Below are 21,883 nucleotides of genomic sequence, written 5' to 3' on the forward strand. Positions count from 1 at the left end.
AGTTTCAGACATGAGATCTGTCGCGCTGGCCGTCACCGACGGGATGCTGCACTTCGAACTTTCCGTAGCCCACGAGGTCTTCGGCTTCGCCCCGGCCGCGGTCACCGTCCCCTGGTACGACCTCTCCGTCTGCGGGCCGGACACCGTGCCGTTCGGCCGGTTCCGCCTGGAGCCCGATCATGGCCTCGACCGGCTGCAGGACGCCGATACAGTGATCGTTCCCGGCTGGGCCGACGTCGACGTGGACCCGCCCGCCGAACTGGTCGACGCGGTGCGCGTGGCCCACGAGCACGGCGCACGCGTGGCCTCCCTGTGCACCGGCGCGTTCGTGCTGGCCGCAGCCGGCCTACTGGACGGAAAGCGAGCCACCACGCACTGGGCGCACACCGACGTCCTGGCCGCCCGCTACCCCGAGGTCGAGGTCGACCCGGATGTCCTTTACGTGGACAACGGCCCTGTGCTCACCTCTGCCGGTAAGGCCGCAGCCCTGGACCTGTGCCTGCACCTCGTCCGCCTCGACTACGGCTCTTCGATCGCCAACACCGTCGCCCGCCGACTGGTCGTCCCCCCGCACCGGTCCGGCGGCCAGGCCCAGTTCGTCACCGCCCCGGTGCCCGACCAGGACGGCCACCCACTCACCGCCCTGTTCCCCTGGATCATCGAACGGCTCGGCCAGCCGCTGACCGTGGAGGACCTGGCCCGCCAAGCCCGGATGAGCTCACGCCACCTGGGCCGTCACTTCCGCGCGGCAACTGGCACCACCCCCCTGCAATGGCTGCTGGCCCAGCGGATCCGCCACGCCCAGGAGCTCCTCGAGAAGACCGACGACAGCATCGACACCATCGCCACGGCCACCGGCATGGGCACCGCCACGACCCTGCGCCGGCACTTCAACCGCACCCTCGGGGTGCCCCCGGACACCTACCGCCGCACCTTCCGTACCCGAACCCGCCGTCCCCCAGCACCGGCAACTACCAGACCAGCACAGGGTGGGGAGACCAACTGAGCAGGTCTGGCCACCTCAAGAGCACCACCTGGGGAGTTTCAATGAGCGCCATCAGGGACCAATGGATCCCGTGGTTGGTGCTGAGATTGATCAAGACCGTCGCCGGTCCTTGACGCACCTAGGATTGAGAGGGTGACGGCAAGAACCAGTGACATCGAGAAGGCAGCCGGAGTGCTGCGCGCCGGGGGCCTGGTGGCTCTCCCGACCGAGACCGTCTACGGACTGGGCGCCAACGCCGAGGATCCCGCCGCCGTCGCGCGCATCTTCCAGGTCAAGGGACGTCCGCCCTCGCACCCGCTGATCGTCCACATCGGCGGTGCGGAGCACCTGGACGACTGGGTCCAGGACGTGCCCGCGCCGGCCCGCCTGCTGGCCGAACACTTCTGGCCTGGGCCGCTCACGCTGGTCCTGCGGCGCGGTCGCCGGGTGCCCCTCGAAGCGACCGGCGGCTTGGAGACGGTGGCCGTGCGCGTGCCTGACCATCCCGTCGCTCTCGCGCTGCTGTCTGCCTTCGGTGGTGGTGTCACGGCCCCGTCCGCCAACCGCTTCGGCTCGGTCAGCCCCACGACCGCGGACGATGTCCGTGCCGAGCTCGGCGACGCCGTCGACTTCGTGCTGGACGGCGGCCCCTGCGAGGTCGGTGTCGAGTCGACCATCGTCGACGTCACCGGCGATGCCCCGAGCATCCTGCGGCCCGGCGGGGTGACGCGCGAGGACCTCGAAGCGGTGCTGGGGTGCCCGCTCGCGGTCCCTGCGACCAGCCGCATCCGGGTGCCGGGCCAGCATCCGTCCCACTACGCGCCGCGGGCGCGGGTCGTCCTGGTTGAGCCGGAGAAGGTCGTCTCTGAGGCGGAGCTGGCGCAGGAGCTGGGGCACCGGGTCGGCGTCTTTCTGCCTGCCGCCTTCGCCGACGCTGAGGTGAAGGCGCATGCGGTGGTGCAGGTCCCCGGTTCGATGGCCGCCTATGCGCGCGGGCTGTATGGGTTCCTGCGAGAGCTCGACCAGCAAGGGTGCGACCTCATCGTCGCGTCACTGCCGGCGGAGGAGGGGCTGGGACTGGCGATCGCCAACCGGCTCCGCCGCGCCGCGGGGCCCCGGACCACCGTGTGACCGGCACGGACGCTGCGCCCTTACTGCTCCCGGGTGCGGGGGCCTGCCGGATTCGTGGCGGATTCGGCTGAGCTTTTGCCGGTCTGGCAGGCCGGGCACAGCTCGTGCCGCCCGTCGTGACGACCGTTCCCCATCCCCGGCACACCTCGCAGCCCGCGGCCCGCGCCAGGTCGGCGCGGGGGGCGGTGCTGGGCACGTGGTCGGCTCCGTGAGCCATCGGGTGGTGCCCTTCGGGGGTGATCGAGCGGTGAACCCGGTGGGTTCCGCATCCACGTATACGGGTCTCCTCCGAACGGGGCAAATCACGTCAGGACAGCCATGGCCGAGATGGTCAGGGCGCGGCAGGGACCGCCGCATCAAGGCCGCGAGAGGCGACGAGCTGTGCACTGCCGTCGGCCAGCCGGTAGGACAGCCCCACCACACCGAGGCGGCCGGCGGCCACCCGCTCAGCCAGGACGCGGGAGCGTTCGAGCAGCAAGTCCACGGTGTGCTCGATGTGCTCGGCCAGGATCTCTTCGGCCGTCTCGCGTCCGGCGGCGCGGGCTGCCAGCACGCTCGGCGTCACCCGTTCGACGACATCACGGACGAAGCCGCCGGGCACCCTGCCACCGTCGGCTGCGGCACGGGCGGCTGCGATGGCCCCGCACGAGTCGTGGCCGAGCACGACGACGAGCGGGGCGTCGAGCACGCTCACGCCGTACTCGACGGAACCGAGGACTTCTGCACCGGCGACATGCCCCGCGGTGCGCACCACGAACAGGTCGCCCAGGCCGCGGTCGAAGATGATCTCGGCGGCCAGCCGGGAGTCGGAGCACCCGAACAGCACGGCGAAGGGTTGCTGGGCCGGTGCGATCTCGGTGCGGCGTATGGCGTCCTGGTTCGGGTGCTCGGGGGTGCCTGAGACGAAGCGCTGGTTACCGGCCATGAGCAGCTCGAAGGCGTCGCGGGGCGTCGGGTTCTGGACCTCGGTCATGGCGGCAGCCTACGAGCGGGCACCAGCCGTCGCACGGCCTGGTCCCGCCGGAGCTCGCCGGATCGGGCCACGCTGACGGCCTTGTCATCACCCCCAGGCGCCGGGCGAGGGTGGTCTCGGTGCGGAACCTCAGCGCGCGACGGCGCTGCCCCGCCCTTGTGCTGCAGCTTCTCGTCGGCGCTGGTCTGATCGCCGTCCTCCTGGTCGGTCTGGTCACCGGAACCTCTGCCCGGGGCCTGCGTGCCGCCTTGCGCGCTCTGCTGAACCCGGCTGCGTGAGGTGACGGTCATGTGCCGTCCCGAGAATCCGCTCACCACCGGCAACAAGTCGCTGCGTGAGCTGCAGGAGTGGCTGCGCGAGCAGCGGGAGCGCACCCGGCAGGGCTACCGGGCCCTGTCGGCGCGGGCCGGCTGCCACGCCACGACGCTGCAGCGGGCCGCCTCCGGCGAGACCGTGCCGAAACTGCAGACCGTACTCAACTACGCCCGGGCGTGCGACGCCTCACCCGAGGAAGCGCGGCTCTTGTGGAAGCGGGTCCGGTATGAGCAGACCCGTCTCGCGCGGGGCGGACGCGGCAAGCCCGCTCCCCGCCCGGAGTTCGTCCGCGACTTCGTCGACCTGGGCGCGGCACTGGTGGAGCTGTACGAGAAGGTCGGTTCCCCTCCGCTGCGCACCATGGAACAGTGGGCGGGCGGGTACGGTGCTCTGCCGCGCAGCAGTGCGCACCGCATCGTGAACAAGCAGGCGATGCCACACGGCCTTCGGCAGTTCAAGGCGTACTTGCGGGCCTGCGAGGTGCCGGAGGCGGAGTGGCTGGGTTGGGAGGCCGCCTGGACCCGCGCGTGGCGGCACGAGAAGCAGGACGACCTTGCCGCCCAGTACACCGCCGCATTGCCGGGCTACCCCTGGTCGCCCGAGCGCACCGTCACTGTGGCCATTGAGGTTCCGGTGGCCAGCCAGCGCCACCTGCAAGAGTTCCAGGAGGCCGACGGGGACTTCTACCTGAATGGCCGGGGGCTGCTCCGGCGGGCCACGGTTCAGGTGAAGCACTCCGGGGCGGCGCAGCGCCGTGGCCGGCGGCGGCCCGGGCGGCTGCAGGGCCGCCTCCCTGAACGCCCTGCGCAGCAGCAGCTGGCCTTCGCCATCCCGGAACCGGAACCGGAGCCAGCGCACGGAGCCGTCTTCTGACAGCTGCGGCGGCCGGTCGGACACGTCCGCCGCTACTTCAAGCCGTCCCCAGAGGCGATCGCCGACGGGCACACCGCCTGCGGCAGTTCGGCCCCGGTTGGACCCATTAGGTCCAGCTCACGAGCCTGCTCGCTCCCGGCGATAGCAGCCGATGAGCCTCGTTCCTTGATTGTTCTCAGCGCTAACGGTGCCGGCCCCGTTCTCCTCGCGGGGCCGGTCCCTTGACACCGCGGCGCCTTTTTGGCCTTTTCGGCCCTCGGTCATAGTCGGCGCCATGGACTATGACGTAGTGGTGGCCGGAGGCGGCCCGGTCGGACTGATGCTGGCCTGCGAGCTCCGGCTCGGAGGCGCGCGGGTGGCCGTCCTGGAGCGCCTCACCGAAGTGGACCCGACGATCAAGGGTGGGGCGATCACCACGCCCAGCGCCGAGGCGCTCTACCGCCGAGGCATGCTGCCCGCGCTGGCCGAGGTGCAACGGCAGGCGATGGACCGCTTCCAGGCATTCATGCGCGAACGAAACGTCGGCGACGGAGGCGGGACTGCGGGCCAAGGGCTCGGGTTCGTCGGGCACTTCGCCGGAATCATGCTGCGCGCCGACCTGGTCGACCGTACGGAGCCGGGCCTCGGCGACGCCGGACCCGCCGCCGAGATCGCTTTCGTGGCGCAGCAGGACATCGAGCGGCTGCTCGGCGGGCGGGCGGACGAGCTCGGCGTCGACGTGCGCCGGGGAGTGGAGCTGACCGGCTTCGACGCGGACGACGGGGCCGTCACCGTGCGGACCAGCCACGGGGCCATACCCACCGGCTGGCTCGTGGGCTGCGACGGCGGCCGCAGCACGGTCCGCAAGCTCGCGGGGTTCGAATTTCCCGGTACGGACCCGGAGATCACCTGTCACCAGGCGGTCGTGGAGATGACCGGCACCGAGGACCTGAAGGTCGGCTGGACCGCCACGGACACCGGTGTGTACGCCCACGGGCCGATGCCGGGCCGCATCGTCACCGTGGAGTTCGACGGCCCGCCGGCCGACCGGGACGCGCCGGTCACCACCGAGGACCTCCAGGCGCGGCTGCGCCGCGTCTCCGGCGTGGACGTCACGATCACCGAGGTGCGGACCGCGACCCGCTTCACCGACCACGCCCGCCAGGTCACCGACTACCGCAAGGGCCGGGTGCTGCTGGCGGGCGACGCGGCGCACGTGCACTCCGCGTTCGGCAGCCAGGGGCTGAGCCTGGGTATCGGGGACGCAATGAACCTCGGCTGGAAGCTCGCCGCGGTGATCGGCGGCCGGGCGCCGGAAGGGCTGCTGGACACGTACACCTCCGAGCGGCACCCGGTCGGCGCGTGGGTCCTGGACTGGACCCGGTCCCAGGTCGCGGCCATGCGCCCGGACCCGCAGTCCCGGGCCCTGCGCGAGATCGTCAGCGACCTGGCGGAGACGGTCGTGGGCACCACGTACCTCACCGCGCGGCTCAACGGTAGCGGGGTGCGGTACGAGCTGCCGGGCGAGCACCCGCTGACCGGCCGCAGCACCCCGGACCTCGAACTCACCGACGGCGACCGCCTCGCGGACCACCTCCACGGCGGCCGGGCGCTCCTGCTCGACCTCACCGACGACCCGGAGCTCCGGGCACTCGCTGCGGGGTATGCCGGCCGCGTCGACACCCTGACGGCCGGCTGTCCGTCCCGCCCGGAACTGGCGGCGGTCCTCGTCCGTCCGGACGGCTTCACGGCCTGGGCAGCCGACGTGGGGGCGCAGGCGCTGACGTCGACGGCCGGGCTGGCGGAGGCGCTGGAGGAGTGGTTCGGAGTGCCAGAGGGTGCAGTGACGCCGGGCTGATCCACCGCTCTGCTGACTGACTCGAACCACGAGCCGATCCCACCCACGGCCGCCGCACCCGCCCGGTGCGGCGGCCGCCCGAGAGGGTCAGGCGGAGAAGGTGCCGCCGGGATCGGTCGGGCCAGTCTGGTCGATGGCTTTCAGGGCCTCATCGAGTTCCAGGAGCGCGACTCTCATCGTCATGTCCTCCAGAGACTCGGCCGACTGCTGGCACTCCTGCCCCTCCGGGGCTGTCGAGCAGGCCGATGGCGGCCCGGGCTGCTCCGGACACGGCCCAGAAGTGGAGCGCAGCGTCCAGCAGGTCGACGGCAACCTCGTCGCTCAGGTCGGCAACGGCGCGCAGCGCGGGCTCGGCGGCCGCGGTGAAGGCGGTGCCGTGAACCTGCTCGATCCATGTACGCGCGGCAGGCGGGATGAGTGGGGAGCCCTGTGCGGCGGCCCCCAACTCGTACTGGAAGACGCCCCCGGCCAGTCCGGCGAGGGTGGCCCGGTCGGCAAGCGGTTTCCCATGACCCGATGCACGCGAGCAAGAACGAGTGACTGCGTGGGCATTCGGTGGTGCTCGCCGGTGAAGACGAGATGGTGCTACGCACTGATGCGCTGGGATCGCAGTCCTGGCACCTTCGCCTCGGTGGCTCCAGTCATGGGCTGGGGCTGGCTTGGGCCCGTGCGCGGGCCGTGCACCATCACGGTAGCGCTCGGCACGGACAGCGGTGCCGAGAAGGCACCATCAGCCACGCAAGTCGGCGGCGCCCCGCGCAGCGAGGTGGCGGGAGCGCCGCTGGAATCTACTGCGCTCGGACGAGGACCCGGCGTCCGTGTCGCCTCGGTGAGCCGGTCGTACTTGCGCAGTGTGTGTGGGGGTCACGGCCCCTCGCTGAGGGTGTGTCGGGCGCGGTTTCCGTGTGTGGTTCAGGCTGTGGTGGTCATGGCGGTGGTGCCGGTGACCTCGTTCCAGGTTTCGAAGCGTGGTGCATCTCGATGCGGTATTCGGCGGCGGGGTCGGAAGTGCGGCGAGATCTGACTCAACAACCACGGAACCTCTGCGTTCGGTGGGCCGATGGCACGAGACCGCCGTCCCGGGAGATTCCACTACCGGCCCCGCCCAGAAGATCAACAAACCGAGGACCCCGGCCAGTCGACCGCCACTCAACGTGACGGCACCCATACCGAGCGGAATACTGCGGTGACGCTCGAGGCCGAGGTCGTGGTCCCTGCGCTGGCGTGCGCGGCTTGGTCGGTGGCCGGTCACGGCTCCTTCGATAACCACCGGGCGGCCACTATGGCGGGCCAGGGGCTGTCGAGGACGGCCAAGATCGCCTCCGGCCAATACCGGCTACGGCTGCCACAGATCACCACGTGGTATGTCCACGTTCACCGGGCTCTTTATGCGCGGTCAGGGGAAGCGACCCCCGCCATGCGCTACCAGTTTGTCGACGGCCCCGTACCGCCGAAGACCAGAGGCGGATCCTGGAGACGCGGACACGGTGCATGCCCCGCGCGTCCCGGTCCGCGCGGACGGTCCGCGCGGACCGGGTGCCGGCGGCGTAAGATCAGTGGCCGGCACCGAGGGCCGGCAGCACGAACGCGTCGATGTACCGGTGCATGAAGTCGGCGTCAGCCTCGACGTCCTCCAGCAGGCGGCGGCTGATGACAGCCCCCAGCAGCGCGTGCGGCATGAAGTCCGTCGCGGGGTTGTTGGCCGCGATCTCGCCGCGGGCGGCGGCACGCGCCAGCAACTGGCGCAGACCGGCCAGCTCGGGGCCGATGAGGTGCTCGCGCATCGCCACTGCCAGGTCGGGGTTGTTGCCGGCCGCATGCGCGATGCCTCTGATCAGAGGGGCGTCCTCGTGAGCGGTGGCCCCGACCCCGTTGGCCAGCTCGCGGAGATCACCGACGAGCGATCCGGTGTCGATTGCTTCACTGCTGACCGGGCGGGTGCCGCGAAGGGCGGTCGTGACCAGCTCCGGCTTGCCCTTCCACTGCCGGTACAGGGTGGTCTTGCTCGAATGGGCACGGGCGGCGACGGCATCCATGGTGAGGGCGTCGTATCCCACCTCGCGCAACACGTCGATCACCGCGCGGTAGAGCTCCTGTTCACGCTCGGGGGTCAGCCGTTTCCGGCGTGCCTGGTCGCTCGCGTTTGCGGTCATCTTCCGATCTCTGCCTCTCACCCCGAGGAACGGCTTCGCGCTCGACGACCTCACGCCATCACCCGCCGAAGACAGCACCTGTCACAACCACTCGATTCGATCGAACATACCGCCCCAGTGGGACCAGGCCTGCCATGAGCGCGTCTTCCGCCCCACCGATGCGGGCCGACCACCTCGACGTTCACCGCGCACGCGGATCCAAACCATTGCGTCTCGGCCGGGCACCGCCTACCGTAACTGTACGAAACAGTTTCGTATCCACGGAGGCAGATGCTCATGTCCCAGAAAACCAGCGATCCGCGGGACGGCACCGCCGCACCCGAAGCAGAGGCAGGCGTGCCCCGTACCACGACAGCCAGACGCTGGTGGATCCTCGCCGTGATCAGCCTCGCCGAACTGATGGTCGTCCTCGACGGGACCGTGGTGAACATCGCGCTCCCCAACGCCCAGACCGACCTCGGCTTCTCCGACGGCAACCGGCAGTGGATCGTCACCGCGTACTCTCTGGCCTTCGGCAGCCTGCTGCTGCTCGGCGGCCGGGTCTCCGACTTCTTCGGACGCAAGAGGGCCTTCCTCATCGGTTCCCTCGGCTTCGCTGTGGCCTCGGCCCTCGGCGGCACCGCCGGCAGCTTCGGAATGCTGGTGGCCGCCCGCGCCCTGCAGGGCGCCTTCGGCGCGCTGCTCGCACCAGCCGCACTGTCGCTGGTCAGTACCACCTTCACCGACGTCAAGGAGCGCATCCGCGCCTTCGGCTTGTACGGAGCCATCGCGGGCTCCGGCGGCGCCGTCGGTCTACTGCTCGGCGGCGTACTGACCGAATACATCAACTGGCGTTGGAACCTGTACATCAACCTGGTCTTCGGCCTGATCGCCTTCATCGGTGCCGCCATACTGCTGGAACGGGGCCGCCGAGCGGCCGACGCCAGAGTCGACTATCCCGGCGCAGTCCTGGTGTCGGCAGGTCTCTTCTCCGTTGTCTACGGCTTCTCCAACGCCGAAAGCCATGGCTGGGGCTCCCCCATGACTTGGGGTTTCCTCGCCGCGTCCACCATGCTTCTGGCCGCCTTCGGCTGGTGGCAGAGCCGGGCCGATCACCCGTTGCTGCCCCTGCGTGTCCTGCGCGACCGAAACCGCGTGGCCTCCTTCGTCTCCGTGCTGATCGCCAACGCGGGAGTCTTCGCTGTCTTCCTCTTCCTCACCTACTACCTGGAGAAGAGCCTCGACTACTCCGCGGTCAAGACGGGACTGGCCTTCCTCCCGATGGTCGCGACCCTCATGGCCTCCGCCCGGCTCGCCACCACCGTGCTCCTGGTCCGCGTCGGGCCCAAGCCGGTCGTCCCGGTCGGCTTCGCCCTCGCCGGCGCGGGCCTGGCCTGGCTGACCCGCCTCGAACTGGACAGCGCCTACGCTTCCGACGTCCTCCCGCCGCTGATGGTGGTCGGCCTCGGCCTCGGCCTGATCATGCCCATAGCGATGAGCCTGGCCGGCGTCGGCGTGGACCCCCGCGACGCAGGGGTCGCGTCCGCCACTGCCAACGCCAGTCAGCAGATCGGCGGCTCCGTCGGCACCGCCCTGCTCAACACCCAGGCCGCAAGCGCCGTCACCTCCTACATGAAGGGCAAGAACCCCGCCGACCCGCTAATACGGGCAAACGCCGCACTGGAGAGCTACTCCACCGTCTACTGGTGGGCAGCCGCCTTCTTCGCCGTCGGCCTGGTGAGCGCCCTCGTGGTCTACCGGCGCGGTGTGCCACAGCAGGACCCCGATGCACCGCCCGTCATGCACACGTAGCAACCCCTGCGCCGCCGGGGCGGGCGGTCAACCGCGAACGCGTCACCCGTATCTTGCGCGGACGCGGTAGCCAGGGCGCCCACCGCCGGCGACGGCGGTCGCTGACCCAGCCGGGCAACAAGGCGAGACGGCGCCGGACCTGATCATCAGCCGCAGCTTCCACGCCGAGCAGCCGGGCAGGAAACCGGTCGGGGGCATCACCTCCCTCCCCACAGCCGAGGGCTGGCTCTACCTCGCTCGCCAGCTGGATATGGCCACCCGTGAGGTCGTCGGATACGCGATGGCCGACCACCACTGCGCCTCCCCCGTCATCGATTCCCTGAGGATGGCTTGCGGTCGGGGCGGCCCAAGGTCGAATACGGCGACCGGCACACCTGTGCCACCCGCACCGAGGCTCGGCCAAAGACCGCGACCTGGATCACCGCCTTCTACGAACTGTTGATCGAGATGTCTGACGTCTCAACCAAGCTGCTCGGGGGCCTCGTTGGTCATCTATCCTGCCGCACTCGACCTGCCTCATGCGCTCGTGGAGTGGGTCACCATGCTCGTCGTCACCCGTGAGGGCGATCGACGCTGCAAGCTCCGCCCGTCTAAACGCGCGATGGTGGCACTGGTGTACCTGCGCGAACACACCACCCTGGCGAAGATCGCTGCCGGGTTCGGGATCAGCGAGTCCACCGCCCACGCCTACACCAGCGCGGTCATCCACCTGCTCGCCGAACGTGCGCCGGGTCTGCTCAAGGTCCTGCGCGAAGCCGATGTGGACTTCGTCCTGCTGGACGGCACTCTCGTCGAGTGCGACCAGGGCGGTGACGGGCGGGCCGACTACTCCCACAGCCAGGCGGTGACGCGCCCCGCGTGGGTCACGCGGATCCGGCACCTCGGCCAGCCGCTCCAGCAGGCCCGGGACCTCCTCGGGCGCGACCTGCGGATTCTCGCGTAGTTGGTCAAGGGCAGGTGGCATCAGAGATGATGCCTCGACAGGCACGGCCTTCCACTTGGATCACGGGGCGTCGAGAACTCCATGATCTTGGAAGCCGTGCCCGTCACTGTTCCGAGAGCACCGCCGCTCAGCCGACAGTCCGGCACGAACCGGGCGTCACGCGACTACGCCGATGCCCTGGCGTTCGTAGAGATACGCGGTAGGGAAGGCATCAATGGCGCGTTGGTGCTGACGGAACCACCACGGAGATCAGCTGGTAGGGCCGCCAGGGCCAGCCACGTGCCCTGACCTCTCCGTGCCATGGCGGTGTTGCTCATCAGCTGTCCCCCAGGTCACGCGTCCGGCGGCACAGCGTAGGGACACCAATGCCGCGTGTCCGTCCGGTCTGTGTCTGCGTCTGTGTCTGCGTCTGCGTCTGCGAGGCCACGCAGAAGTCGGCCTTCCTGACGCGGTGTTGCTGTTCAGCCGGCCACCCGGGGGACGGCGGACGCATCCACGAGCGGCGTCCTGGTGTCCTTCGGCATCCCCGCGTTCTGCACGGACATGACGACGATCACCCGGTACCGGTCGGGGTGCTCCGTGACGTCCTTGAACGTCGTCCCCCGACACGGGAGATCGACCCTCAGGGTCTTCACATAGGGCTTCTTGCCGACCGGGTAGCCCAGGGCGGGACTGCCGTCGATGCTGGGCTGTGCGGGGGTCTGGGTGGCGACGATGGCATCACCCTTGAGCAGGAGAGCCGTTGGCGGGACCTCACCGATCGGCAAGGACAGCATCGTCGTGGGCTCGCTCCCGGTGATCCGGTAGGACACGGCGATCCCGGTGGCGGTCCTGGCGGTGGCGGAGGTGAGGGCGAGCCTGACCGGATCCTTGTCGCCGGACGGCGCAAGGGGCGGGGCGATCGTCGTCCCGCAGGCCAGGCTGCGCTGTTGCCGTTCGATCGGCGGGGCGGTGGACGCCGGATCGGCCGGCCTGCTGTTCTTGACCGCGCCGGTGTCACTGCCGCAAGCCGCCAGCAGGAGCAGTGCCGGCGCGAGTAACAGGGCCTTCTTCACCAGGGACTCCTTCATGGGTGTGGTCGGTCCGTTCTTCGATGCGCAGTGGGGCGCACCGGTTCCGGTGCGCCCCACGCCCCTTCGGGATGGTGGTTCGGTCAGGTGTGAGGATTCAGGTCCACGCCGAAGGCATCGATGATGTCCGGGGCTTCCGTCCAGTACATCGTCTGGTTGCCGGACTCGCCGGAGACGATGCCGCGCGCCTTGCGGTCGGTGCGGTTGGTGACGCTGAAGACCAGCGCACCGGAGTCACCCTTGGTCACGGCCCAGTTCGAGTTGTGGCCCTTGACACCGCGCACTGCGTGTACGGAGCCGTCCTCCCAGGTGAGGTTGTACCGGACGTCTGCGTTCTGAACGGTGATGCCGCACGGGACGCCGTGGCCGGTGTAGTAGGAGCGGGCGCCGTCCTGGCAGACCGACTGGCCGCTGTAGGAGTAGGCGGTGCCCTTGACGCGGTACCACTTGCCCGGATGCGCGTCCGCCTCGTCGGAGTTGGTACCGGCGCCGTTGTGCCCGTTGGTCTCGATGAGCTGGGCGTCCCACCGGTCGTTGGTGTTGACGACGTGGCCGATCCGGACTCCGTATCGGTAGCCGAAATGCCCGACGGAGTCGCCCTCGCCGTAGACATCGGTTCCGTTGCGGAAGCAGTGGGCGGCGGTGACCAGGGAGTCGCCGCCGACGCTGTTCTCCAGGGCCAGACCGGCGGTGCACTGGCTGGCGAACCCGTTGCGGTGGGACGGGCCGAGCAGGACATCGCCGCCGATCTGCGGAGCACCGTCGTTCCATCGCCACGAAGCGGCGTGGACCGGTTCACCGGCGACGACGGTCACGGGAGCCTCGCCGTTGTCAGCATGGATCTTGCTCTTGATCGAGTGGAGCTTGTCGCTGTTGCCGCTCACGGTGATGCCGGAGCCGTCCGGGTTGACCGAGACGGAGTAGACGCTGACATCGGCCGCCCTGCCGACGGCGGTGTCCTTGAGGATCTGCTCGGCCTGCGCGTCCAGGGCCTTCTTGGCGTACTTGGCTGTCGCGACCTCGATGAGGCCGGTGTCGATGTCCGGGTGGGCGGCCTTGGCCGCATCGACGAGCTTCCGGCCCTCGTGCGCATCGGTCACGTACAGGGTCACCCTGCCGCCGTGCTCATCCACGTACAGGCTGCTGTACACGCCGGAATAGGCCCTGCGGCCCTGCTCGCCGAGGGCGTCGGCCACGGCGTTCAGCGGTTCGACCTTCTTCGCGTGGTCCAGGTTCGCGGTGTCGGTGACCGCCGCCGCCACGTCGCCGCTCTCGGCCTGCGCCGCTTCACCGACGGCGACCAGGATGGAGCCGGCCACGAGCGCGGTCGCCACGGCCGCAGTCAGTAAGTTCTTGCGCTTCCCCGTCAACTTCTCCCCCTGCGTGACAGTTCGAGCTTCGAATAACTGCTCGATCCATCCAAGTCGCATGGTCACCAACGGTGCAATGGGGTTTCTTGTGCCACACGGGACTCACCGCGTCCGGCGCAGACGCCGACAGCGCACAGCCACCGGGGCGCTCCAGCGACGACTGGGGGTCAGCCGTCCATCGACTCGGCCGATGACGGCGCCTGCAGAGGCAGGTCCTTCATGAGGGGCGATCGAGGCCGTGAGGTCGGACAACCGGCTGGTGCGGCGCGGGTGCGGAGCCGTTCAGTGCGACCGAATGGTGCGGAGAAGTTCGTCGCACAGCGCCATCGTGCCGATGTTGTCCGCCGCCGAGGCCACAGGCGGTGCGCCGTGCAGCACCGTGTCCAGGAAGTGCTGCACCTCCGCCACGAACCCCCGCAGATAGAGATCCTGATGACCGCCCGAGGCGGGAGAGTTGACGGACTGTGTGACGACGGTCGCCTCGCCCAGTTCCTGCCAGGGCTCTGCCACGCCCGCGAGCGGGCGGGTGTGGTGGTGGGTGAGCGTCGACAGGTTCTCCACCCGGGCGAAGCCACGCTGCCCCGTGACGGTCAGCTCCTCCTGTTCGCGGCTCCACGCGGGCACACCGGCGAAGGTGAGGCTGCCGATCACCCCGCTGCGGAAGCGCAACGTCACGGCCATGCTGATGTCCGCGCCCCGCGAATTGCGGAACCCCGTGACCTCCGCCACGTCACCGAAGAGCCACCTGACGAGATCGACCATGTGGATGGCGCCGAACTTCAGGTACGTGTCGTCCCGCAGAGTGTCGGTCCACGGGCTGAAGGCGAAGAACCCCTGGAACGAGACGACCCGTCCGAACGCCGCTTCGTCGGCCATGAGCCCGGCGAGCTTCCGGTAGGCCGGGGCATGGCGCTTCATGAAGCCGACGGTCACTCCCCGCCCGTACCGCTCGGCCGTGCCGGCGACCCGGCGGGCCTCCGCCTCGTCGAGGCCGAGCGGCTTCTCCACGAAGACATGAGCGCCGGCCTTCAGACACGCCTCGGTGACCACCGCCTGGTCCTCGGGGGCGACGCTGACGAACACGGCGTCCAGACCGTCCTCGGCGAGCATCCGGCGGTAGTCACCGTGCCCCCTGTCCGCCCCGTGCAGGGCGGCGGCCCGGGCAGCCGCCGCCTCGTCGCGGGTCGCAATGCTCGTCGGACGGGCGCCGGCGAGCTTGAGGGCGGGGTAGAGATTGGCACGGGCGTGCCGTCCGTGCCCGATGAATCCGATCCGCAGATCCTCGACGCGCTGTGCCATCGTTTCTCCAGACAGGGGGACGAGCGGCGCTCCTCACAGGGGCCGCTGCCGCGGTCCCGGAGGGTTACGCCTGCGCTGCGTAGCCCGGCAGCACGACGTCGGCAATGAGCGCGTTGCGCTCGTCGAACGGGATGAAGGCGCTCTTGAGCGCGTCGACCGTGACCGCACGCAGGTCCTCGAGCGTCCAGCCCGCCTCGGTCACGAGCAGCGACATCTCGCGGGTCATCGACGTACCCGACACCAGCCGGTTGTCGGTGTTGAGGGTGACCCGGAACCCGAGCCTGCGCAGCTCGGTGATCGGGTGCTCGGCGATCGAGGTGGCCGCACCGGTCTGAAGGTTGGAGGTGGGGCACATCTCCAGGGCGATCCGGCGGTCACGTATCCAGGACGCGAGCCGGCCCAGCTTGCCGTCGACGATGTCCTCGGTGATGCGGACGCCGTGCCCGATGCGCTGTGCGCCGCAGGCCTGGAGCGCCTGGTGGATGCTGGGCAGCCCATGGGCCTCGCCCGCGTGGATGGTGAACGGCACGCTCTCGGAGCGGAGGTGGTCGAACGCGGCGAGGTGGTCGGCCGGAGGGAAGCCGTCCTCGGCGCCCGCGATGTCGAAGCCGACTACACCGGCGTCCCGGTACGCGACGGCCAGGTCGGCTATCTCGCGGGTGCGCTCGAACATGCGCATGCCGCACAGCAGGGTGCCGACCCGGACCGGGGTCCCGGCCGCCGCGGCCTTCGCCATACCGGCCGCCAGGCCCTCCTGCACGGTCTCGACGACCTCGTTCAGGGTGAGCCCGCCCTGCACCATCAGCTCCGGCGCGTAACGCACCTCCCCGTAGACCACACCGTCCGCGGCGAGGTCGAGAACGTACTCCTCCGCGGTGCGCAGCAGGCCCTCGCGGTGCTGCATGACGGCCAGAGTGTGCTCGAAGGTGGCGATGTAGCGGACCAGGTCGCCGGAGTTGGCAGCCTCGACGTACCACGCGGCCAGCTCGTCCGGGTCGGTCGTGGGCAGCTGGTGGCCGACGGCCGCGGCGAGCTCGACCAGGGTCGTCGGGCGCAGACCGCCGTCGAGGTGGTCGTGCAGGACGGCCTTGGGCAGCCGGGCGATGGTGTCGGGGGAAAGAGTGGTGGTGGTCATGCAGCAGTTCCTCGGTGCGGCGGCGATCGCGCGGTCGGCATCGGCTGGGACGAGCAGGGGGCAGCGTCCTCGAGAGCGGAAGGTTATACGTATTACGTCAGCAGGACAAGGCCGAGGCGCGAGGGGTGGAACGGTTGCCGCTCGCGAAGGCGGGGGGCGTCCCGGCGGAGGCCGAGGGCATCCCGGCAGACGCGGAGGCCGAGGACGGGCAGGCGGAGGCCGAGGACGAGCCGGCGGAGGCCGAGGACGGGCCTGGCGTCCGCCATCCCCTCCGGCGCAGCTCACCGGCAGCCGTGCACCTGCGAACATCGCACCGCGCTCGTCGAGGTCGGCGCCCGCTTCGTACACGGCCCTGGTGTCCGCCCCCGGAGCCCTTGCCGCGCACGACGAGCCGCCCATCGCCGCACTGCCGGCCATATCCGGTGGCGGGGCGGACCCCTCATGATCGGGATTGCGGCATCACCGGCACATTCCTGGGCTGGTTCGAGTTCCTCCCTCTCGACGACCACAGCCCCGCCGTGGTCGAACTCGGCTGCCGACTCAACAAGGCGCGGCCTGGGGGGCGGCTACGCCACGGAGGGAGCCCGGGCCCTGATCGCCAAAGGGTTCACGGACCTCGGCGTGGAGCGGGTGACCGCGAACACCATGGCCGTGAACGCAGGGTCGCGACGCGTCATGGAGAAGGCAGGCCTGTCGTTCGTCCGGAACTTCACCGGCGACCGGCCGGAAGCAATCGAGGGCTCGGAGCACGGAGAAGTCGAGTACGAACTCACCCGGACGGTATGGGAACAGCACCCGTAGGCCGGTCGAAACCGGCCATGCCGCCGGAACCGGCCCACGACGGCTCGGCGGCTCGGCGGCTCGGCGGCTCGGCACAGACGTTCACCAGGCGGGCCGGCCCGGTCCAGGCACGGCGAGAGCGGGCAAGGAGGCGAGGCGGAAAGCGGGAGGTTCGGTAATGATCCCCCGCCCCGGACGATCACCGGTGAGGAGGGGGCGGCATGGCCGGGTCGCCGCCTCGCCGTCGCACCTGACGCACGGCTCAGGCTGGACGAAACCGCATGGCCGACCACACCTCGTCGACGGCGACCTGCCGGACCGGCTGGACGCCGTGCTCGGCAAGGGCCTCGCGAAGGCTGTCGCGGTTGAGGTCCGTACCGAGCTTGCCCGCCTTCGGGTACGCGATCCAGACCAGCTTGCCGCTCCGGGCCCCGTCGATCGCCGCGACGGCGACGGTGCCGAGGTCCGCCCTGGTACGTACGAACGCCACGATCGCGTCCGCCGCCTCAGGCGATTCGGCGGCCGTCACGTCGTCCGAAACGATCGAGGGAACGTCACCCGTACCGGCCAGCAGCGCCACCCGCTGACCCGGTTTCATCTGCAATTTCGCAACGAGTTCCACCCGGCAAGTATGTGCGACTGCCGCGCGGGGCGCGCAACTGCCTCGGCCTGCGTCCGGCAGCGGCTTCGTCCAGGCCCGACCCGGCCCGGGGCGTCATCCGGCTACGCCCCAGCGGGGCAGGCAGAGACGTGCCCCCGGGCGGGACATAACCCTATGCGCCCATGCGGGCACTCCGCGCAGCGGTGAGAGACCGTCCAGCAAGGCTAGAGGTGCGACTCCAGGGCCGCGTAGACCCTCCGCCAGGCATCCGCGCCGGCCCGCGGGTCGTAGTCGGCAGGGCGGTCCGAGCAGGCGAAACCGTGCCGGGCGCCCGGGTAGGTCACCAGCTCGTGCGGCACCTTGGCCTCGGTGAGCCGCTGCTCGGCCTGCTCCCACTCCTCGGCCGGGATGATGTGGTCCAGCTCGCCGCGAAAGCCCAGCAGGAACGCGCCACCCGCGGCGATCCGCTCGCTGGTCTCCAACGGGGGCACCGGGCCGACCAACGGGAAGCCGCTGTTCAGCAGCCAACCCGGGTAGAAGACAGCGGCCAGCTCGAAGCGCAGCTCGGACGCTGCCCGCACCGCCACGTGCCCGCCCATGCTCAGCCCGAGGAAGGCAACACCCCGGCCCCCGGCCTCGGCGCGTGCCACCGCCAGAGCCGCCGATGCGTCGGCCACCAACTCGTCCCGGTCCAGCGCGCGCATCAGCACCAGGCCGTCCTCGCGTTCCTCGGCCGAGTACCCGAGCCCGGTGCGGCGAGCGCTGCGCCAGTAGTAGTCGGGGGCCAGCGCAACGTACCCGGCCGCCGCCAACTCCGCACAGGTGTCACGTACATAGGCGTTCACCCCGTACAGCTCGGAGCAGACCACCACCGCGCCCCGGACCTCACCCACCGGGCGGTGCACGTACGCCTCGATGCCACCCGTGTCCCCGAGTGGCTCCCATTGACCAGTCATCAGATCCCCCGTGCCTCGATTGCCGAATGTCCACCCGATCCTAGGATCACGCGACCACCGTCGCCCTCGAAACGGCCACACCAGCAGCACCCGACCCGCGTCCACGTGTGAGGTGCCCTCGAGTCCGGGGACGGGCGGCCGGAGCACCTCGCGCCGGTCGAGGACATGCAAGCGTGACACCCGTTTCGCCGGCCCACCGGTGTACGACACCCACGTCTGCGACCTACGGCTCGGCGGAGGCGGTGGCAGCACCGTCCGGTGCATCTGCGGCATCCCGGGCATGGGGCCATCATGGCTTGTGTGACCGCCATCGCAGGCCGACCGCCCGGTGCTTCGCGCCCTTCGGCCGTGGCGACCCCCGACGACGGTGCGCGCTCCTCGGGACGGTGACCGCCGTGGCGCTCGCATCCTGCTGCAGCGCCGGTTCCCCGCTCCTCGGTGAGAAGAAGGAGTGCCGTGTGATGGATACGAAGCTCGAGGTCGTGGTGATACCGGTCGCCGACGTGGACCGGGCCAAGGCCTTCTACAAGGCGCTGGGATGGCGGGAGGACGCCGACTTCGCCGACGGGAACGACTTCCGCGTGGTGCAGATGACCCCGCCCGGCTCTCCCTGCTCGGTGATCTTCGGCAGTGGAGTCGGCGACGCCGCGCCCGGATCGGCGCAGGGGCTGCACCTGGTGGTGCCGGACGTCGAGGCGGCCCGCGCGGAACTCGTAGCGCGGGGCGCGGAGGTCGGCGAGGTCTTCCACGACGCCGGAGGCGTGTTCCACCGCGCCGGTACCGACAACCGGGTCCCCGGGCCCGATCCCGAACGCCGCAGCTACGCCTCCTTCGCCTCCTTCAGCGACCCCGACGGCAACGGCTGGGTCCTGCAGGAGGTCACCGAACGCCTTCCCGGCCGCTGACCCGGAAGGGACCGTCGCTTCGCAGACGGCAGGTGCGAGGCACTGTGGACGGCCCGCCTGCCGGACCGGGGCCGCCGAAGCGCTGCGAACGGGAGGCGGCGACGCGTGCCCGCGCCCGCGGTCCTCGAGATGCCGCTGCCGACGTGAGGGGTGTCGACGTTCGCGGCCTGCTCCACGGCCGGACCCCGACGCTCGCGGCATCGGGCCCGTTGTCAGTGGTGGGCGGCAAGATGCAGCTCATGACAACGCATGCAGCAGTGATCGTGGATGCCGCCGCCTATGCGCAGGCTGTCGAGGACGCCGTGCGTGCGGCGGCCGCCTACTACGCGGGCGGCACCTCACCACTGGACGACGACGCCTACGACCGGCTGGTGCGTGGGATCGCCGCATGGGAGGTCGAGCACCCCGATCAGGTGGCTCCCCACTCCCCCACCGGAAAGATCGCCGGCGGTGCGGCCGAGGGCGATGTGCCGCACACGGAGCCGATGCTCAGCCTCGACAACGTGTTCTCCGCGGAGGAGTTCACCGCCTGGACCGTGTCCCTGGCCCGCCGCACCGGCGGTGAGGTCACACGCTTCAGCGTGGGGCCCAAGCTGGACGGACTGGCGATCGCCGCCCGCTACACCGGCGGACGCCTCAGCCGGCTGATCACCCGTGGGAACGGCACGGCCGGAGAGGACGTGTCGCACGCCATCGGCACCATCGAGGGGCTGCCCGAGAAGCTGGCCGAGCCGGTCACCGTGGAGATACGCGGCGAAGTCCTCATGACGGCCGCCCAGTTCGAGCACGCCAACGAGGTGCGCACGGGCCACGGCGGGCAGCCCTTCGCCAACCCGCGCAATGCGGCTGCGGGCACGCTGCGGGCGAAGGAGCGCGTCTACACGGTCCCGATGACGTTCTTCGGCTACGGACTGCTGGCCCTGCCCGACACCGACCCCGCCCTTGCCGAGCGGCTGAGCACGTCCGCCCACAGCGACCTGATGGACCTGGCCGCCGGCTTCGGTGTGCACACCAGCGCGCGGACCGCGGTCCCGGACATCGTCGCCGGGACCCCGGAGCAGGTCATGGCCCGGATTCAGGAGATCGCCTCGGTGCGTGCCGAGCTGCCGTTCGGTATCGACGGGATCGTCATCAAGGCCGACCTTGCCGCCGACCGGCAGGCCGCCGGATCGGGCTCCCGCGCCCCGCGGTGGGCGATCGCCTACAAGCTGCCTGCCGCGGAGAAGATCACCCGCCTGCTGGAGGTGGAGTGGAACGTCGGCCGCACCGGAATCATCGCCCCGCGCGGCGTCCTCGAACCGGTCGTCATCGACGGCTCCACGATCACGTACGCCACCCTGCACAACCCGGCCGACATCACCCGCCGCGGCCTGCGCCTGGGCGACCACGTCATGGTCCACCGCGCCGGTGACGTCATCCCCCGTATCGAGGCCCCGGTGGCCCATCTGCGGACGGGCGACGAACAGCCCATCGCGTTCCCCGAGCACTGTCCGCGCTGCGGGTCCGCCATCGACACGAGTGAGGAGCGCTGGCGGTGCGCGCAGGGCCGCAACTGCCATCTGGTCGCCTCCCTCGCCTACGCCGCGGGCCGCGACCAGCTCGACATCGAGGGCCTGGGCGCCACCCGCATCGTCCAGCTCGTCGACGCGGGACTGGTCGCCGATCTCGCCGATCTGTTCGCCCTCCGGCGCGAGGAACTGCTCGGCCTGGAGCGGATGGGCGAGACCAGCACCGACAACCTGCTCGCCGCGATCGCCAAGGCCAAGGAGCAGCCGCTGTCGCGGGTGCTGTGCGCGCTCGGTGTCCGCGGCACCGGCCGGTCCATGTCCCGGCGCATCGCCCGCCACTTCGCCACCATGGACAACATCCGCGCCGCCGACACCGCCTCGATGCAGCTGGTCGAGGGCATCGGTTCGGAGAAGGCTCCCTCGATCGTCGCGGAACTCGCCGAACTCGCCCCGCTCATCGACAAACTCGCCGCCGCCGGCGTGAACATGACCGAGCCCGGAGCCACCCCGCCCCCTGCCGCCGATGCCGACCCCGACGGTCCGGCCACGGCCTCGGTGACGGAAGGCCCGCTTGCGGGGATGACGGTGGTGGTCACCGGTGCGATGACCGGAAGCCTGGAGAAGCTCACACGCAACGAGATGAACGAACTCATCGAACGGGCCGGCGGACGCTCTTCGTCCAGCGTCTCCAAGAAGACGACACTCGTCGTCGCGGGCGAGGGGGCCGGTTCCAAGCGAGCCAAGGCCGAACAGCTCGGCGTCCGCCTCGCCACCCCGGACCACTTCGCCACCATGGTCGCCGGACTCCTCGACTGAGTCGGCTCGCTCTCCCTACGGAAGCAGGGACAGGCCGGCCTCGCCCCCGGTCGGCCGTCAGGCATGCGGCGCGAAGGGAGTCGCCCGGGCCCGGCGCGCCGGCAGACGGTCGAAGCGGCCCCTGCTCCCTTCCGTGTGCGGGACAACCCCGCTGGGGCCAACGGTCCACCGGCTGCTCCGCCGCAACGCCACCGTGAGGCGCCGCGCCACCCGCCACCCCTGCGCAGCGCCTGAACGACCTTGCGCGGCTGCGCCGCGTCTCGTCCCTGGGCACGTTCAGCACTCAAGCCGGGCAACGACAAGGCCGCCGTCGACGTGGCAGTGCCCGGCGGCTCCACGGGCGCGCCCCACTCCGCAGCGGACGAGGTGGGCAGTGTCGGGAGCGGACCTGTCGCCTGGGCGGCCGGCGCCGGAGTCGTGGCCGTCGCCGGCTCGGTACTGC

The 21,883-nt window shown here is 70.5% G+C and carries 16 protein-coding genes and 2 pseudogenes; 10 read left to right on the plus strand and 8 right to left on the minus strand.

The genetic code is table 11. The annotated features are described in order from the left end of the window. The first annotated feature begins 10 nt into the window (after nucleotides 1–10). Both ACWCP6_RS09980 and ACWCP6_RS09985 read left to right on the plus strand, forming a co-directional pair. Nucleotides 11–1,006 (plus strand): helix-turn-helix domain-containing protein, encoded by a 996-nt coding sequence (locus tag ACWCP6_RS09980; protein WP_450931870.1) that lies wholly within the window; start codon nucleotides 11–13, stop codon nucleotides 1,004–1,006. Between the two features lie 132 nt (nucleotides 1,007–1,138). Next, nucleotides 1,139–2,116, plus strand: a complete 978-nt coding sequence (locus tag ACWCP6_RS09985) for an L-threonylcarbamoyladenylate synthase (protein WP_450931871.1) — start codon at nucleotides 1,139–1,141, stop codon at nucleotides 2,114–2,116. 331 nt (nucleotides 2,117–2,447) lie between these two features. On the opposite strand, the gene ACWCP6_RS09990 is transcribed toward ACWCP6_RS09985, so the two are convergent. Beyond that, the gene (locus tag ACWCP6_RS09990; protein WP_450931872.1) at nucleotides 2,448–3,089 is read right to left on the minus strand and encodes a carbonic anhydrase; all 642 of its coding nucleotides are present in this window, start codon (nucleotides 3,087–3,089) and stop codon (nucleotides 2,448–2,450) included. Between the two features lie 119 nt (nucleotides 3,090–3,208). Between ACWCP6_RS09990 and ACWCP6_RS09995 the strand changes: the two genes are divergently transcribed. The 3 genes from ACWCP6_RS09995 (at nucleotide 3,209) to ACWCP6_RS10005 (ending at nucleotide 6,114) form a co-directional block, all read left to right on the plus strand. Continuing rightward, nucleotides 3,209–3,367 carry a hypothetical protein gene (locus tag ACWCP6_RS09995; RefSeq protein WP_450931873.1) on the plus strand — a complete coding sequence of 53 codons (159 nt, stop codon included), beginning with the start codon at nucleotides 3,209–3,211 and terminating at the stop codon, nucleotides 3,365–3,367. A gap of 10 nt (nucleotides 3,368–3,377) precedes the next feature. Beyond that, complete coding sequence (locus ACWCP6_RS10000) at nucleotides 3,378–4,277, plus strand: helix-turn-helix domain-containing protein (protein WP_450931874.1); 900 nt, start codon at nucleotides 3,378–3,380, stop codon at nucleotides 4,275–4,277. A gap of 274 nt (nucleotides 4,278–4,551) precedes the next feature. Next, nucleotides 4,552–6,114, plus strand: a complete 1,563-nt coding sequence (locus ACWCP6_RS10005) for an FAD-dependent monooxygenase (protein WP_450931875.1) — start codon at nucleotides 4,552–4,554, stop codon at nucleotides 6,112–6,114. Nucleotides 6,115–7,667: 1,553 nt separating this feature from the next. Here the strand turns inward: ACWCP6_RS10005 and ACWCP6_RS10010 are convergent. After that, complete coding sequence (locus tag ACWCP6_RS10010) at nucleotides 7,668–8,267, minus strand: TetR/AcrR family transcriptional regulator (RefSeq protein WP_450931876.1); 600 nt, start codon at nucleotides 8,265–8,267, stop codon at nucleotides 7,668–7,670. 276 nt (nucleotides 8,268–8,543) lie between these two features. On the opposite strand from ACWCP6_RS10010, the gene ACWCP6_RS10015 reads away from it, so the two are divergent. Next, the gene (locus ACWCP6_RS10015; protein WP_450931877.1) at nucleotides 8,544–10,058 is read left to right on the plus strand and encodes an MFS transporter; all 1,515 of its coding nucleotides are present in this window, start codon (nucleotides 8,544–8,546) and stop codon (nucleotides 10,056–10,058) included. A 484-nt stretch (nucleotides 10,059–10,542) separates the two neighbouring features. After that, nucleotides 10,543–10,893 (plus strand): annotated as a pseudogene (locus ACWCP6_RS10020) (helix-turn-helix domain-containing protein); the annotation flags it as partial. Between the two features lie 569 nt (nucleotides 10,894–11,462). On the opposite strand, the gene ACWCP6_RS10025 reads toward ACWCP6_RS10020, so the two are convergent. The 4 genes from ACWCP6_RS10025 to ACWCP6_RS10040 all read right to left on the minus strand — a co-directional run bounded on the left by ACWCP6_RS10025 (nucleotide 11,463) and on the right by ACWCP6_RS10040 (nucleotide 15,875). After that, on the minus strand, nucleotides 11,463–12,071 hold the full coding sequence (locus ACWCP6_RS10025; protein ID WP_450931878.1) for a hypothetical protein: 609 nt from the start codon (nucleotides 12,069–12,071) through the stop codon (nucleotides 11,463–11,465). Between the two features lie 83 nt (nucleotides 12,072–12,154). Continuing rightward, complete coding sequence (locus tag ACWCP6_RS10030) at nucleotides 12,155–13,405, minus strand: hypothetical protein (protein ID WP_450931879.1); 1,251 nt, start codon at nucleotides 13,403–13,405, stop codon at nucleotides 12,155–12,157. A 318-nt stretch (nucleotides 13,406–13,723) separates the two neighbouring features. Further along, nucleotides 13,724–14,740, minus strand: a complete 1,017-nt coding sequence (locus tag ACWCP6_RS10035) for a Gfo/Idh/MocA family protein (protein WP_450931880.1) — start codon at nucleotides 14,738–14,740, stop codon at nucleotides 13,724–13,726. 64 nt (nucleotides 14,741–14,804) lie between these two features. Further along, nucleotides 14,805–15,875, minus strand: coding sequence for an adenosine deaminase (locus ACWCP6_RS10040; RefSeq protein WP_450931881.1), 1,071 nt, complete (start codon nucleotides 15,873–15,875; stop codon nucleotides 14,805–14,807). A 461-nt stretch (nucleotides 15,876–16,336) separates the two neighbouring features. On the opposite strand from ACWCP6_RS10040, the pseudogene ACWCP6_RS10045 reads away from it, so the two are divergent. Then, nucleotides 16,337–16,676: pseudogene (locus ACWCP6_RS10045) on the plus strand (GNAT family N-acetyltransferase); the annotation flags it as partial. 241 nt (nucleotides 16,677–16,917) lie between these two features. On the opposite strand, the gene ACWCP6_RS10050 reads toward ACWCP6_RS10045, so the two are convergent. After that, nucleotides 16,918–17,277: a DUF3052 family protein gene (locus ACWCP6_RS10050; protein WP_450931882.1), complete on the minus strand. Its 360-nt coding sequence runs from the start codon at nucleotides 17,275–17,277 to the stop codon at nucleotides 16,918–16,920. Nucleotides 17,278–17,480: 203 nt separating this feature from the next. Next, complete coding sequence (locus ACWCP6_RS10055; protein WP_450931883.1) at nucleotides 17,481–18,212, minus strand: dienelactone hydrolase family protein; 732 nt, start codon at nucleotides 18,210–18,212, stop codon at nucleotides 17,481–17,483. Between the two features lie 461 nt (nucleotides 18,213–18,673). On the opposite strand from ACWCP6_RS10055, the gene ACWCP6_RS10060 reads away from it, so the two are divergent. Together ACWCP6_RS10060 and ligA are read left to right on the plus strand one after the other, a co-directional pair. After that, the gene (locus ACWCP6_RS10060; RefSeq protein WP_450931884.1) at nucleotides 18,674–19,117 is read left to right on the plus strand and encodes a VOC family protein; all 444 of its coding nucleotides are present in this window, start codon (nucleotides 18,674–18,676) and stop codon (nucleotides 19,115–19,117) included. A gap of 239 nt (nucleotides 19,118–19,356) precedes the next feature. Then, nucleotides 19,357–21,441: an NAD-dependent DNA ligase LigA gene (gene ligA, locus ACWCP6_RS10065; RefSeq protein WP_450931885.1), complete on the plus strand. Its 2,085-nt coding sequence runs from the start codon at nucleotides 19,357–19,359 to the stop codon at nucleotides 21,439–21,441. The last annotated feature ends 442 nt before the right edge of the window (nucleotides 21,442–21,883 follow it).

Source organism: Streptomyces sp. NPDC002004, from assembly GCF_053593975.1.